This is a genomic window from Aureibaculum luteum (genome assembly GCF_003449015.1).
Classification (GTDB): Bacteria; Bacteroidota; Bacteroidia; order Flavobacteriales; family Flavobacteriaceae; genus Aureibaculum; species Aureibaculum luteum.
In genome coordinates this window covers 45,635-60,436 of the sequence record NZ_QRGD01000002.1, presented here as the reverse complement: position 1 = coordinate 60,436, position 14,802 = coordinate 45,635, and the positions used below count along the sequence as shown (strand labels likewise).

Here is a 14,802-nt window from a genome sequence, read left to right as displayed (position 1 = left end):
GTTGTCTTAATTGAATACGAAATTAAAATACTGCCAACGGAATACTAATTTCTAACTATCAGAATCTAAATAATCTGGTATATTATCTCCATCTGAATCAAGGGCATCTACAGGATTACCATCTCCATTTGGGTCTGCATTCTCATCTCTAGTTAATATACCGTCACCATCATCATCAGTATCTATAAAATCAGGGCTTAAATCACCGTCAGTATCATCATCAATAATCTCACCATCATTATTTAAGTCTTCATACTCATTTAAAATACCGTCATTATCATAATCAGTCTTTACAACCATATTTAAATCAATAAAGAATATCAAGGATTCATTAGGTCCAATGGCATTACTACCAAAATTACTGTAGGCTAAACCAGAAGGTATAAATAGAACCCCTTTACCTGTGTTTTCAAAAGAAATCGGTTCTCCTGGTACAGATACATTTGTACCGCTTTTAAAGTGGGGGAAACCATATTTCCACCCTTGAATAACTCCAGAACTTACACCTTGAGATGATACTGACCCTCCAATATTAAGCCATATGTTTTTATTTTCATCAAATTTCAAGCTATCTAATGTAAATCCTCTATAATTTACAAATACTGAATCATAACGCGTTGCACTAATATTTTCTCCTTGTTCTAAAACCAAATAATATAACTTATAATCAATTTCATCATAAGTTAAATTTTCTGTTTCCACTTGTAAAAATAAAGACTCTTCTCCATTTAAAATTGTATCAATAACACCAAAAGACTCTCCTGCAGCGGGTGGAATATAATAATGTGTTTGTAAGTAATCTACTAATAAATCATCATCTAATAATGCCTGTGCTTCAGGGTCATGAGGTATTGTATCATCATCATCGTCCTTTTTACAAGAAACAAGTACTAATCCTAATATAAAAATGTAAAATATAGCGTTAAATTTCAATTTCATCTGTTATTTTTTTTGAGCTTGCAATTTACATCTATTTTCTAAAATACATATAAGTAAACTACATTTAACAAAAAATTATAAAGGCAACTTATGAATGTGCTGTTATTATTAGTAAGTATAGCATTCTTATATTAAATACTAATTGTTATTGCCTTGTCTTCCAGCTCCCATTCTACCTCCTCCTTGTTCATTAAAATGAGCATCAAACCAAACTGGTTTTTCAATATCATTTTCATAAATATAAGTTGCTATTTTTTTTAAGTCTTCCTCTTTATAATTAAGATTTGTCATTACTCTAAATTGCTGTACTGCTCCAAACATTAATGCTTTTTGCTCAGTTGGCTCTTTAGAGAAATTAACGATAGCATTAATGAAATCTTCTTTTTGAGGATTAGCCATTAAGTATCTTTTCTTTACGGCTATCATTGGTGGTGCTATAATCTCATCATGAGATGTACTAGTTATACTATGGCAAGCATAACACGTGTTTTTAAACAACGTATAGGCTTCTTCTTGCTGTTCTGTGGTCTTAGTAGTAGAAAGTGTAGCTTGTGTTGATGATTTTTTATCGGTATTACAGCTTACTAACGCAAATAATATTACAGAGCATAACATTAGATTTTTCATATTTTAAGTCTTTTTCAAAACTAACTTTTCTCTTATCTTAAAAAAATGATATTCATCATATAATGAAAAACTTTTTGGTAAATGAAATCCTTTTCAGAACACTCAATAATAGTTTACATTATAATTGGAAGGTTATTATTATTATTATGCAAAACAAAAAAGTATTGTTTTTGTTATGAAGATTCACAACAAAAACAATACTTAACTATACATGAGTAAACTTAAGTTACATCATGTTTTATCTTTAGTATAGACTTACGCTTTAAAAGTAATCTTACGCATACGTAAGCTCTTTGGTGTAATTTCTAAATACTCATCATCTTTAATATACTCCATACATTCCTCTAAAGAAAAATCTACTTTAGGAAAAATTTTCATTGCCTCATCAGTACCTGATTTACGCATATTTGTCAATTGCTTTCCTTTTATTAAGTTTACTGACATGTCTTCTGTTTTACTATTTTCTCCTATGACTTGACCGACATAAATCTCATCGTTAGGATCAATAAAAAACCTTCCTCTGTCTTGTAAACGGTCTAATGCATAAGCAGTAGCTTTACCTGCGGCAGCTGAAATAATAGCTCCTTTTGGCTCATCAGAAAATTCACCTTTAAAAGGTTCATATGAATTAAATCTATGATTTACAATTGCTTGACCAGCAGTTGCTGTTAATATTTTATTACGTAATCCAATCAACCCTCTTGAAGGAATGTTGAATTCTAAATGTTGTAAATCTCCTTTAGGCTCCATTACCAACAAGTCACCTTTTCTCAAAGAAACTAAATGTACAGCTTTTGATGAAACCTCTTCTGGAACATCTATTACAAGCGTTTCAAAAGGCTCACATTTCTTACCATCAATTTCTTTTAAAATTACTTGAGGACGGCCTACTTGTAATTCGTAACCTTCACGACGCATCGTCTCTATCAAAACTGATAAATGCAATACACCACGCCCAAATACGATAAACTTATCTTCAGAATCAGTTGTTTCAACTTTAAGAGCTAAATTTTTCTCTAATTCTTTGAATAATCTATCACGTAAATGACGAGAAGTAACAAATTTACCTTCCTTACCAAAAAATGGAGAGTTGTTTATTGTAAACAACATACTCATTGTTGGTTGATCAATTTCTGTTCTTGGCAATGCTTCTGGATTTTCTAAATCTGCAATTGTATCACCAATTTCAAATCCGTCAAGACCAGTTATTGCACAAATATCTCCACAACGTACTTTTTCAACTTGGGCTTTACCCATCCCTTCAAATACGTGTAATTCTTTAATTCTTACTTTTTTAGTAGTGCCATCAGCTTTACATAACATGTAATCTTTAGCAACTTCTAAATCTCCACGAAAAATTCGTCCAATAGCAATTCTTCCTGTAAATGCAGAAAAATCTAAAGAGGTAATTTGCATTTGAGGAGTTCCTTCATTATAAGGAGACTCTGGTATCGATTCCAAAACGGCATCTAACAAAGCTACAATATCAGTAGTAGGTTTTTGCCAATCTGTACTCATCCAACCATTTTTAGCTGAACCATATATAGTTGTAAAATCTAATTGTTCTTCTGTTGCATCTAAAGCAAACATAAGATCAAAAACTTTTTCATGTACAATATCAGGTGTACAATTTTCTTTATCAACTTTGTTTACTACCACAATTGGTGTTAAACCCAATTCTAAAGCTTTACCTAATACAAAACGAGTCTGAGGCATAGGACCTTCAAATGCATCTACTAGTAATAAAACACCATCAGCCATTTTTAATACACGCTCTACCTCTCCACCAAAATCGGCGTGACCAGGGGTATCAATTACATTTATCTTTACTCCTTTATAAACAACAGATACATTTTTGGACAAGATAGTAATACCACGTTCACGTTCTAAATCATTGTTGTCTAACAATAAGTCAGTACGCTCTTTACGTTCATCCAAGATATGGGCTTGGTCAATAATTTTATCAACTAGGGTAGTTTTACCGTGATCGACGTGAGCTATAATAGCTATGTTTCTAATAGATTGCATATATTTTTTTTTCGAGGTGCAAAAGTAGTGTTTAATTTGATTAATAATGATTTAAGAATGTATTTTTTCGATTTAGGTTTAATAAAAAAGCTGAATTGTCACGAACATTAGAGATTACAAGAGCCATTAGTTTAGATAATTACAATAAATGCCACAAGACATTCCTTTTTATAATACAATAATTGTTATCAAAAAAATAAAACTTATCTTTATCATTCTACAAACCAACCCTTTGATAAAATGGCAGTACCTGTAAAAATTTTTATAGTAGAAGATGAAATGATTATTGCTGCTAATATTTCTCTTCAATTACAAAAATTAGGTTATGAGGTCATAGGTATGGTGTCTAGAGGTGAAGATGCTTTAGAGCAAATAGAAGCAAATATACCCGACATTATACTAATGGATATTCAACTTAAAGGCAAACTAAGCGGAATTGATACTGCAAAACTTATACAGTTTAAATATAAAATACCAATAATTTACCTAACAGCTAACACAGATGATTCCTATTTTAACGAAGCAAAAACTACAAAACCAGCTGCATTTATCTCTAAACCTTTTAAAAATTTAGACTTACAACGTGCCATAGAATTGTCTATTGACACGATTACGCTAGAATCAAAAAAAATAGAGCAGAAAAACCCATATGTATTAGAAGATTGCATTTTTGTGAGAGATCATGATAAAATGGTTAAAATATCGATTAAAAACATATATTATATTGAAGCTGATCGCAATTACTGTCGCATTTTTTGCAAAGACAAAGCGTTTTTAATAGTAAATACCTTAAAAGATATTAATGAAAAACTGCCCAACGCACATTTTTTAAGAGTACATCGATCTTATATTGTAAATCTCTCTAAAATTGATGAAGTAGCCGGAACCCATTTAATGGTATCTAAAAAAGTTGTCCCTATGAGTAAATCATTTAAAATTGATTTAATGAAAAGACTGCATACCATCTAAGCTATTTTCTCAAAACGGAACTGAATAGAAATGGAAGCACCATTTTCATTATTTTTTTCTATGAAACCTCCCAATTGACTTACCAATAGATTAATTAACTGAGTACCAAACCCTGTTCCTTTAGATTCTTCATTTTTCACAAATCCAATACCATTATCTCTAAAATTAAGGCTATAATCATTTTCATTTAGTTGTATTAAATCTATGTAAATAGTACCTTTCGTATTATTCGGAAATGCATACTTCATGGCATTTGTCAACAATTCATTTACTATTAAACCAAGTGGAATCGCCATATCAATATCAACTTCTAGAGGTTCCATATCGATTATCAATGAAATACGATTGTCATTTCCAAAAGAGTCCAATACATGCTGACTTAGATTTACAAAATAATCTTTCATTTCAACATTTGACAAATTATTTCGTTGATATAATTTTTGATGGATCATACTCATAGAATGCACTCTGTTTTGACTATGCAACATTAAACTCACCATTTTTTCATCGGTTATTTGAGCTGATTGTAATGCCAATAAACTTGAAACTATCTCCAAATTATTCTTAACGCGATGATGAATTTCTTTTAATAAGAATTCTTTTTCTTCATTTTGTTGCTGCAGTAAAATCCTTTTCTTCCTGATGTTTTGATAGGCAAAATAGATGAGCGTTAGCACTATAAAAAGCATCACTGAAATAACAATAATTAATGTTTCTCTTAACTTTTGTTTTTTTATTTCCGTTTCTTGTAACTTAATTGTATTCTCTTTTTGAGCTACTTCAAATTCCGTTTGTAAAAGTGAAATTCTTTCATCAGCTTCAGCTGTAAAAACTTTACTCTGCAATAGATCATATTGAGCAAAGGCAGCGTAGGCTTCTTGATAATCATGATTACCCGCGTGAGCCCTACCAAGGCTATTATAAGCTTGACTTAAATAATAATTATCTCCAAAATCAGCCGTTGCAATACGTATTGAATTTTGCAGACTTTCTATAGCACTGAGGTATTTACCTTCCAAATTCTGAGCTTTACCCAAAGAAAGCCAAGATCGCATAAGCATAAAATTATTATCTAATAAGTTGGCATATTTAATGGCATTCTCGCCTGCCAATGCTGCTTGGTCAAATTTATTTAAATAAGCATTTAAATCAGTTAAAGAAATATAAATATCACTTAAATTGTTATAAAAGCCATAGCGTTCGCCAATTGCAATAGCATGATTGTAGTAACTGAGAGCTTCTTCCTCTTGTTTTAATTCTAAATAATTATTTCCAACTACATATAATGTAAAGTCATAATCTAAATCATTGATGCCAACTTCTTCAAATAATGCAACCGATTTTAATCCATATTCTACCCCTTTATCAAATTTAGATTGTTTCCAGAATAAATTACTTAAATCACTATAAGCCAGTGCTATAACTCTTTTATCTTTTAACTCTTCACCTAATCTCAGCGATTCTAACGCATAATCAGCAGCTTTAGCTATTAACCCTCTTCTTTCAAAAACATAACCTAATTCTGTATTTAACTTGGGTAAATCTTGCTTCCTAACTTTACTTTTAGCCTCTTGCAACACAAAAAAAGCACTGTCTAATTTTTCCATTCGAAGTAGAATTGCTCCTTGTGTTATCTGAAACTTACCATGCCAAAGCGTATCTTTTTTCTCTTTGGTTATTTGTAAACCCTGAATTGCAAAACTCAACGCTTTATTTAAATTTCGTGTATGCCAATAATAGGCCAAATCATTTAACACAGAAAATTTAATGGTATCCGTTTTTATTTTGGGTAAGGCAACTTCTAAAATATCTAAGTAGGAAGCTCCAAAATTATCAGTATCGACAAACACCTTTTTATAAGGGTTTTCTTTACTTAAATCAATAATCTGAGCGTAACAAAAAATGGTACTTAAAATAGTAATTGTTGTGCATATTAATTGCTTCTTTAAATTCTTTACCATCTATATTAAAGTACATCTATTTGAGTTAGGCTAATTTACCAAATTTATTATAAGTAGTAAAAAGCTTTGAAAAATTAAAAAGCTCTTTCGGACACTAATCACAGCACTTCGTCCTAATCTCCTTGTTTTATAGGTGATAAATCAATTATTTAGGGTCTATAATAAGAAATCTCAATGCGGATTATTACAACCACTTATGCTCTTATGCTTTTATTAATGGTCTCTTGTACCCAGCCTAATAAAACGACTAAAAACAAAGCTACTCCTATTATCGAAGCTCAGGTTTCTAGTTATTTAGTGGCTCAAAATAGCATAGGCAAAAATAGGGTTGATACGTTACTATCAGAATCTTTTATAAGAAACATGAATGGTATTCAAATGGTATCTAATATTAGTGAACATAAAGCCAATATGCATATTTTTCTTAATGGCTTTCCAGATATGAATTTCACTTTTCCATCCCAGCTCATTAAAGATAATGAAGCCTATATAGTATGGATATTTACAGGTACACATACTGGAATTTTTGGTGAAATTAACGCCACTGGTAAGAAAGTAAAAATAAACGGAATTTCACATCTTTATTTTGATAAAGAAGATAAAATTTATAGAGAAGATGTGTTTTATAATGAATTGGATTTATTGCAACAATTGGGGTTTACTCTAAATCCACCTATTACTGAATAAATAAAATTAATATTCATAACAAACCTTAAAACTAACTATAATGAAAAATTTTAAAACAATGATGGTCTTAGCAATTGTGCTTATGCTAAATCCAATTGTCACAAATGCACAAGACACTAATAACCGCCAATCCTATTGGGTTCATGAAGACCAGGTGAAACCTTCTAAACAAGCCGAATATGAAAAAATTACAAAAGAATTTATCGAAGCATGTAAAAAACATGACCTTAAAGGGGCTGATTGGGCAACCGCACGTATTGATGATGGTACTTATTTAAGTATTGCCCCTATTGAAAACATGGGTGATTTTGATAAAAACCCATTGGCTCCATTATCTGAAAAAATGGGAGAAGAAAAATTCAGAGACCTATTTAAACGCTTCGACGAGTGTTATGATAAACATGGAGACCGTGTTGTAGTGTTAAACCCTGAACTTTCTTATATGCCAAACGGGCTAACTACTAATACGGAAGGACAAAATTATAGAAAATGGCATTCTTTACATGTTACGCCTAGTAATATCCAGAAATTAAAAGCAAAAATTATAGAAATAAAAGCACTTTATGCAAAGAAAGGTGCGAAAGAGTATTTTAGAATTTACTATACTGGATTTGGAACTATGGGCGACTATTATCTAGTTACCATTTCGGCAAAAGATGAAAAATCTTATATCGAATTATCTGATGAAACAGAAACCCTGCTTGGTGAGGAAGGTAAAAAACTAATGGGAGAAATGTTTCTATTATTAGATAAGTATGAAACTAAATCGGGATGGATGCGTCCAGATTTAGGTTACACTGCAAAAAAATAATAATTTAAAATAGTGAAACCATGAAAAAAATTATTCTATTAGGACTTGTAATAGTTCTCTTTACAGCTTGTGAAAAGCAAGTGAAACGCTTCACGGAACAATCACCTGAAATTGAAACTGTAAAAAAGCTTATTGATAATTATAACAAAAAGACAATTGATGTAAGCATCTATGCAGATAGTGCAAAAATATACTACAATACAATAGATAATTCAATATCGCCAACGGAAGTAAAGGCGTATCATCAAGAAAGAGAAGCTCTTTATGCATCTCGAATGTTTTCTGATAAAGATCCTGAATATGAAATGGTGCTCACTGATGACGGTGATACCTGGGTAAACTGTTGGCTGCAATGGAATGCAACATTGGCAGGAAATGGTAAAAAAATTGTGATGCCCATACATCTAACCTATCAATTTGTGGATGGAAAAATTGTTAAGGCATATGGTTATTGGGATCCGACTGAAGTATTATTAAATATTCAAGCTATGGAAGCTGAAAAAGAAAAATTGGCTAATGAGGAGCGATCTGAAGAATGATAATTAGCATTTTAAAGTAATGGTAACAATGAGTACACTGTTTTTAAAATTTAGAAAGGAATAATCAAGTAATTAAATTTTATCAATTAATAACTCCCTAAATATATAAAAATGAAAACGATAAAAACAACAATGGTATTGGCATTAGTTTTATTTCTAACGCCTGTTATTTCAAATGCCCAAGAATCCACCTTAAAATTTGAAAATGCAGATTCGGCTCTAAATCTCGTACGGACTTATGTTAATGCTTTACAAGCGGCAGATATAGCCAAAATGAGTGCTACATTAGATTCAAATGCCATGATTTATGGTTTAGGCAGTGGTTTAGATTCTCTCACTGTTGCAGAACATACCATTTATTATAAAAAAAGTACTGACGACTATAAACATGTTATAAGTGGTGACCTTTATTTACCTGTTAAAGTTACAGATAATTGGAATGAAGGTGAATGGGTACTAACATGGGGTACAAATACAATTACAAATAAAGAGACAGAAAATACAATAGTTATTCCATATCATATTGCCAGTTTAGTTGCAAATGGTAAAATAATAATGATGCGATATTTTTATGATAGTTCTAATATTATGAAAAACACAGGATGGACATTAATCCCTCCAAAAAAGTAATCTTTAATTAATACTTATTAATCGCTAAGTAATACAAACGCTTAGCGATTAATATTTCAATAAAAAATTAATAAACATGAAAAAAGTGGGAATTATTGGTGGCTCTGGCTTTATTGGAAGCTATATCACCAAAACGTTTTTAGATCAAAATTTTCAAGTAAAAGTATCCAGTACTGATATCTCAAAAAAGGAAAAGTATGCCCATTTAAGTAATTTAATGCATTCTGACAAACTTCAAATTAGCGAGCTAAACGTTACTGATAAAGCATTGCTTAAAGATTTTGTATCAGACTGTGATATTGTTATTCATGGTGGTACCCCATTTCAATTGGATTTTAAGGATGCAAAAAATGAATTATTCGATCCAACTATTAAAGGAACTGAAAACTTTTTGGAAGTTATTGCGGAAACACCAAAAGTTAAAAAGGTTGTTTTGATTGCATCTGTAGCAGCTTGGAACACTAATTTTCCATTACCTGCAGGAGGTAAAACACCAAAGGATACCTATAATGAAAATGATACCCCTTTTAAAAGTAAAGAAAGTCATCCTTACGCACAAGCAAAATTTATGGCTAATCAAACTGTCAATACATTTATAAAGAACCATCCTGATCTAGATTTTGAAATTACAAGTGTTTCTCCTGTGGCTGTTTTTGGAAAATCAATGTCGCAACGCGAAGATTCTACCTCTACGGGTTTACAATATCTAATTAAAAACAAGCTTGCACCTAATCCATTTGTGCAAATGCTGTTTGACACCAATGCTGAATTCGCTATTGTTGATGTTAAAGATGTGGCCAAGAGTATTTATAAATCAGCTACAACTTCTGGTTTACATGGTAAGAATTATTTACTCACAAGCCAAACGTATTCTGTATCAGATATTTCTTTGATGTTAAATAACCAAGAGTCAAAAAATGCACCGAAAGTTATTTATCAAAACCAACTGGCAGTAAATGACTTAGGTATAACTTTTCAAATGGTAAAAAAAACGTTAAACCGATATTCTAATTAATAAAAACAGCTTATTAAACCGTAAACTATGGAATATAATCAACCCAATTGGACCAAAAATGAATTAAAAATATACATCCTGTTACTATGTGCAAATGCAGATTCAAAAATAAAGAAAAAAGAATTGAAACTAATAAAATCTAGTGCAGATAAATCAACCTTTAAACCAATATATAAGGAGTTTAAAAAAGATGATGAAGATACTAGATTTGATAAGATAGAATTTGTTATTGGAAAACATGAATATACACACGAAGAACTCAATGATCTGAAAAGAGACGTCTTTAAAATTTTCAATTCAGATGATAAATTCGTAACCAATGAACGCTATCTAGAAAAAGTGCTTGATAATATTTTGTATTAAAAATAAAACGCTATCAACCCTAAGAATGAAATCGAAAATAGTCATCCTACTCGTTTTATTGAGTTTCATTTTATCAATTTCAATCATAAATTGTAAAGGATCAATTGAGTCAAAAATCACTAGCGACACAATAGCCAATAACTGCGGAAAAAAATATGCAAAAGCATGGTCAGGGCAAGATACAGAAGCTTACTCAAAAATCTTTACTTCTAATGGCTCGCTTAAAGTCGATAATGAAAAACCCGTTGTTGGACGCGACGCTATCTCTAAGGTGGCTCAAAGCTATATAACCGCATTTCCTGACATGATTGTCGCTTTAGATAGCTTAGTCAAAACCACGAAAGGAATCGAGTTTTATTGGACATTGACCGGAACTAACATTGGCCCAAAGGGCACAGGAAAAAAAGTAAATATCAGTGGATTCGAAGTTTGGAAATTAGATAACAACGGACTTATCAAAGAACCCATAGGTAGTTTTGATACTAATTAATATAACAGACAACTTAAATATGATAGTGACAATTAAAATTGAGTAAAATTAAACTAAAATCTATATAAAAGATGGAAACCTCAACCACACAACCAACACCAGCAGCAATCCTTCAAATGGGATCAGGATTTTGGGCATCAAAAATACTTTTGACAGCAGTAAATTTCGAACTCTTTACACATCTTGCAAAGCAATCGAATCAGTCTGCCAAGAACCTCAAATCTTTAATGGATTTGAAATGTACAGACAGAAACACTTACGACTTTTTGGACTGTCTGACGGGATTTGGATTTTTGAAACGAGAAGGTCTCTTGGAAACCGCCCGCTACTCAAACACTTTAGACACTGATGTGTTTTTGGATAAAACGAAACCTTCTTATATCGGTGGAATTCTTGAAATGATGAACAATAGACTCTGGGAATTTTGGGGAAATCTAGATGATGGTTTAAAAACAGGCTTGATTCAGAATGAAGCCAAGGATGGCGGCGAAGGCATTTTCGACTTAATTTATGGCAATCCCGACTTATTAAAAAACTTCGTAAATGGAATGACAGGTGTACAAATGGGAAATTTTATGGTTTTAGCACAAAAGTTTGATTTTTCAAACTACAAAACTTTGGTAGATGCAGGAGGTTCGGCAGGCGTACTTTCTGCGATGGTCGCCAAAAATAATCCACATATAAGCTGTACCACGTTCGACTTACTTCCGCTGGAAACTATGGCGAACGAAACCATTCAAAAATTCCAGTTAGAAGATCGTGTAAAAGTTTTGAGCGGTGATTTTTTCAAGATTGGACTGCCAAAAGCAGATATCGTAACTATGGGAAATATATTGCACGATTGGGATGAAGTCACTAAAATAAATCTGATGCAAATTGCTTATGATGCACTACCAAAAGGAGGTGCTTTTATCGCCATTGAAAATGTTATTGACAATGATAGAAAACAAAACGTTTTTGGGATGATGATGAGCCTGAACATGCTTATTGAAACCGGTGATGGGTTTGATTATACCTTTGACGATTTCAACCGATGGACAAAAAAAGTAGGCTTTACATCTACTGAATTGATGCCATTAGCAGGACCATCCAGTGCTGCAATCGCTTATAAATAATAAGCCTTTAATATACATAAAAATGAAAACAACTAAACACTTCCTCACAATGCTATTTTTTGTGTCCATCTCTCTGAATGGTTTTAGCCAAGAGAAAACAGAGAGTCCATCCATTGACTATAAAGCAATGGAACCAAAGGATTGGTCCATAGAGCTTGATGCTGTTGTGTCCGCTGGAAAAACCCATAAAATTTTATTGGAGAATGACGAGGTTAGGGTCTTGGAAGTTACATTGAAACCGGGAGAAACCGGAAGCCTACACCATCATCGATGGCCAAGTGTTATCGATGTACTGGAACGTGGTCATTTTATTGATTATGATGCCAATGGAAATGTCAATATCGACACCAGCAAAATGCCTTCTGACCAAAAATTACCTACCACCATTTGGCTGGATGCTCAACCACCTTATTATGTCAAAAACTTAAGCGGTACATTATCCATACATCTTATTCGCGTTGAAATGAAACGATAATCATAAAATTATATGAACTATTAAATCAATACCATTATGAAAACAACAAAATATTTAACCTTAGGAATTGCTTTAGTTGCTATGATGTCATTCTCAAGTTACAACGAAAAAACCAAAACGAATACAACTGAACACACTGAAACTGCAGAACACAAAGACAATAATGACGAACATGCCGCTCCAGAATATTTTCTTTTACGTCCAGAGGTTGAAAAAGCCTATGGATATTCCCATGCGGTAAAAATTGGCAACAGTATAAAAATTTCTGGAGCTGTTAGCATGGATGATGAAGGCAATCCAACCGCGATAGGAGATTTAGGGCAGCAAATGAAAAATTGTTATGCGGATTTGGAAAAAATTCTAAAACACTATGGTTGCACATTTGATGACGTAGTTGTAGAAAATGTTTTTACGACCAGTATGCCGAAATTTTTGGAAGCTGCAGGCTACAGAACAACAATTTATAAAAATCATTTCCCCACAGGTTCTTGGCTCGGTGTCAAAGAACTGGCGGTTCCTGAATTTATGATTGAAATAGAATTGGAAGTGCATAAACCAAATAATAAATAATAAACCCTGAAAATAAAAACCATGAAGGTAATATCAAAAATTCTTGTTCTATCACTTCTAATATCATACACTGCAATTAGCCAAACACTACCACAAGCACTTTCTAAAATCAACACAGAAGGCTTTCAGAAATCCGAAGTTATGAGCCTCATTACTGATTTGTCTGATGTTTATGGTCCTCGGTTAGCAGGTACAAATCAATATTTTACGGCTGCAGAATGGGCAAAGAAAACCATGGAAAATTGGGAAGTAGACAAGGTGTATTTTGAAAATTATTGTGATGACTGCATGGGTTGGGAAGTAAAATCATTTAATGTAGAAATGACTGAACCTACTTATATGAAAATACAAGCCTATCCATATGCATGGACAGAAAGTTCAAATGGCGTACAGATGGGCGATTTAGTTTCAATTGAAGATTACGCAAATTTAGAACAAGTAAAAAAACAATGGAGCGGAAAATTAAAAGGAAAAACGATATTAATAGGTTCGGCTCCAGAACAAAATATGCTATTTGATGCACTTTCAAAACGATTTACAGGCGATCAAATTGAGGAAGCTAAAAAATCGATTGTACCTACACCAAATAACCCTTTAAGCCATAATGCTGGAGATATGGATTTAATTGGAAATTTAGATCTTATATTCGATAGTATGGTGCGAAAAGATGATTCCTTTTTTGCCTTTCTAAAAGCAGAAGGTGCTTTAAGTATTTTAGGGACTACACCATTTTTTCCTGGTATTATTCATCCAAGTGGTACTTATAATTTTAGAGAAAGTGATAAAAAAACAGTTCCCTATTTTGCAATTTCACCAGAAAGTTTTGGAAAATTAATACGCTTAACAGGCAGAAATATTACTCCAAAAATTAAATTCCATTTGGATTCTGAATTGTATTTAAAGCCTGAAAACAATGTGAATATTATTGGTGAAATTACCGGTTCAGATTTAAAATTAAAAGATGAAGTGGTGATGATTGGAGCCCATTTTGATTCTTGGCATTCGGCATCTGGAGCAACTGATAATGGTGCAGGTTCTGCAGTGATGATGGAAGTTATGCGAATTATTAAAGCTTCTGGATTAAAACCAAAACGAACCATTAGAATAGCACTTTGGGGAGGCGAAGAGCAAGCTTTTGTAGGTTCTTTGGCTTATGCAGAAAAGCATTATGGGAAAGTAAAAGAAACTACCAGAAAAAAAGAGGTTGAAAAAATTTCGGCCTATATCAATATGGATAATGGTGCAGGGCAAATGCGAGGAGTTTATTTGCAAGGAAACGAAGCGGTAAGACCCATTTTTGAAGATATGTTAGAACCTTACGCCCATTTAGATGTAAATAATTTAACCATTCAAAATACAGATTTTACAGATCATGATGTTTTTGACTATTACAAAATACCAGGATTTCAAATCATTCAAGATCCATTGAATTATAGTACAGTAACGCATCACACTAATTTAGATGCTTTGGAATATGTTCCAAAACGTGATATGATGGTCAATGCGACTGTAATTGCTGCACTTGTGTATCAAATTGCTGAAAGAGATTTTCGCTTACCACGGGAAGAGTAATCTAAAATTAA

16 protein-coding genes are annotated in these 14,802 nt (G+C 32.3%); 12 read left to right on the top strand and 4 right to left on the bottom strand.

The genetic code is table 11. The features are described from left to right. Positions 1–51: 51 nt before the first annotated feature. From D3P13_RS22340 to typA, 3 genes are all read right to left on the bottom strand, one after another. A complete protein-coding gene (locus tag D3P13_RS22340; protein WP_117880321.1) occupies positions 52–939 on the bottom strand; it encodes an FKBP-type peptidyl-prolyl cis-trans isomerase in 888 nt (295 codons plus the stop codon). 138 nt (positions 940–1,077) lie between these two features. After that, a complete protein-coding gene (locus tag D3P13_RS05480) occupies positions 1,078–1,566 on the bottom strand; it encodes a c-type cytochrome (RefSeq protein WP_117880320.1) in 489 nt (162 codons plus the stop codon). Between the two features lie 255 nt (positions 1,567–1,821). Next, positions 1,822–3,594, bottom strand: a complete 1,773-nt coding sequence (typA, locus tag D3P13_RS05475; protein ID WP_117880319.1) for a translational GTPase TypA — start codon at positions 3,592–3,594, stop codon at positions 1,822–1,824. Positions 3,595–3,834: 240 nt separating this feature from the next. Between typA and D3P13_RS05470 the strand changes: the two genes are divergently transcribed. Then, positions 3,835–4,563 (top strand): LytR/AlgR family response regulator transcription factor, encoded by a 729-nt coding sequence (locus D3P13_RS05470; protein ID WP_117880318.1) that lies wholly within the window; start codon positions 3,835–3,837, stop codon positions 4,561–4,563. Here the strand turns inward: D3P13_RS05470 and D3P13_RS05465 are convergent. Beyond that, the gene (locus tag D3P13_RS05465) at positions 4,560–6,524 is read right to left on the bottom strand and encodes a sensor histidine kinase (protein ID WP_117880317.1); all 1,965 of its coding nucleotides are present in this window, start codon (positions 6,522–6,524) and stop codon (positions 4,560–4,562) included. The genes D3P13_RS05470 and D3P13_RS05465 overlap by 4 nt on opposite strands. Positions 6,525–6,698: 174 nt before the next feature. On the opposite strand from D3P13_RS05465, the gene D3P13_RS05460 reads away from it, so the two are divergent. From D3P13_RS05460 to D3P13_RS05410, 11 genes are all read left to right on the top strand, one after another. Beyond that, a complete protein-coding gene (locus D3P13_RS05460; RefSeq protein WP_117880316.1) occupies positions 6,699–7,211 on the top strand; it encodes an ester cyclase in 513 nt (170 codons plus the stop codon). Positions 7,212–7,251: 40 nt separating this feature from the next. After that, complete coding sequence (locus tag D3P13_RS05455; RefSeq protein ID WP_117880315.1) at positions 7,252–8,022, top strand: hypothetical protein; 771 nt, start codon at positions 7,252–7,254, stop codon at positions 8,020–8,022. A 20-nt stretch (positions 8,023–8,042) separates the two neighbouring features. Beyond that, positions 8,043–8,561, top strand: a complete 519-nt coding sequence (locus D3P13_RS05450; RefSeq protein ID WP_117880314.1) for a nuclear transport factor 2 family protein — start codon at positions 8,043–8,045, stop codon at positions 8,559–8,561. 111 nt (positions 8,562–8,672) lie between these two features. Next, the gene (locus tag D3P13_RS05445; protein WP_117880313.1) at positions 8,673–9,191 is read left to right on the top strand and encodes a nuclear transport factor 2-like protein; all 519 of its coding nucleotides are present in this window, start codon (positions 8,673–8,675) and stop codon (positions 9,189–9,191) included. A 76-nt stretch (positions 9,192–9,267) separates the two neighbouring features. Continuing rightward, positions 9,268–10,206, top strand: a complete 939-nt coding sequence (locus D3P13_RS05440) for an NAD-dependent epimerase/dehydratase family protein (protein ID WP_117880312.1) — start codon at positions 9,268–9,270, stop codon at positions 10,204–10,206. Between the two features lie 27 nt (positions 10,207–10,233). Continuing rightward, the gene (locus D3P13_RS05435; RefSeq protein ID WP_117880311.1) at positions 10,234–10,569 is read left to right on the top strand and encodes a hypothetical protein; all 336 of its coding nucleotides are present in this window, start codon (positions 10,234–10,236) and stop codon (positions 10,567–10,569) included. Between the two features lie 25 nt (positions 10,570–10,594). Beyond that, entirely contained in the window at positions 10,595–11,059 is a 465-nt protein-coding gene (locus tag D3P13_RS05430) for an ester cyclase (RefSeq protein ID WP_117880310.1), read from the top strand. Between the two features lie 71 nt (positions 11,060–11,130). Beyond that, positions 11,131–12,174, top strand: a complete 1,044-nt coding sequence (locus D3P13_RS05425; protein WP_117880309.1) for a methyltransferase — start codon at positions 11,131–11,133, stop codon at positions 12,172–12,174. A gap of 22 nt (positions 12,175–12,196) precedes the next feature. Continuing rightward, positions 12,197–12,649 (top strand): cupin domain-containing protein, encoded by a 453-nt coding sequence (locus D3P13_RS05420; RefSeq protein WP_117880308.1) that lies wholly within the window; start codon positions 12,197–12,199, stop codon positions 12,647–12,649. A 36-nt stretch (positions 12,650–12,685) separates the two neighbouring features. Continuing rightward, positions 12,686–13,219, top strand: a complete 534-nt coding sequence (locus D3P13_RS05415) for a RidA family protein (protein ID WP_117880307.1) — start codon at positions 12,686–12,688, stop codon at positions 13,217–13,219. A 21-nt stretch (positions 13,220–13,240) separates the two neighbouring features. Beyond that, positions 13,241–14,791 (top strand): M20/M25/M40 family metallo-hydrolase, encoded by a 1,551-nt coding sequence (locus D3P13_RS05410; RefSeq protein ID WP_117880306.1) that lies wholly within the window; start codon positions 13,241–13,243, stop codon positions 14,789–14,791. Positions 14,792–14,802: the final 11 nt, after the last annotated feature.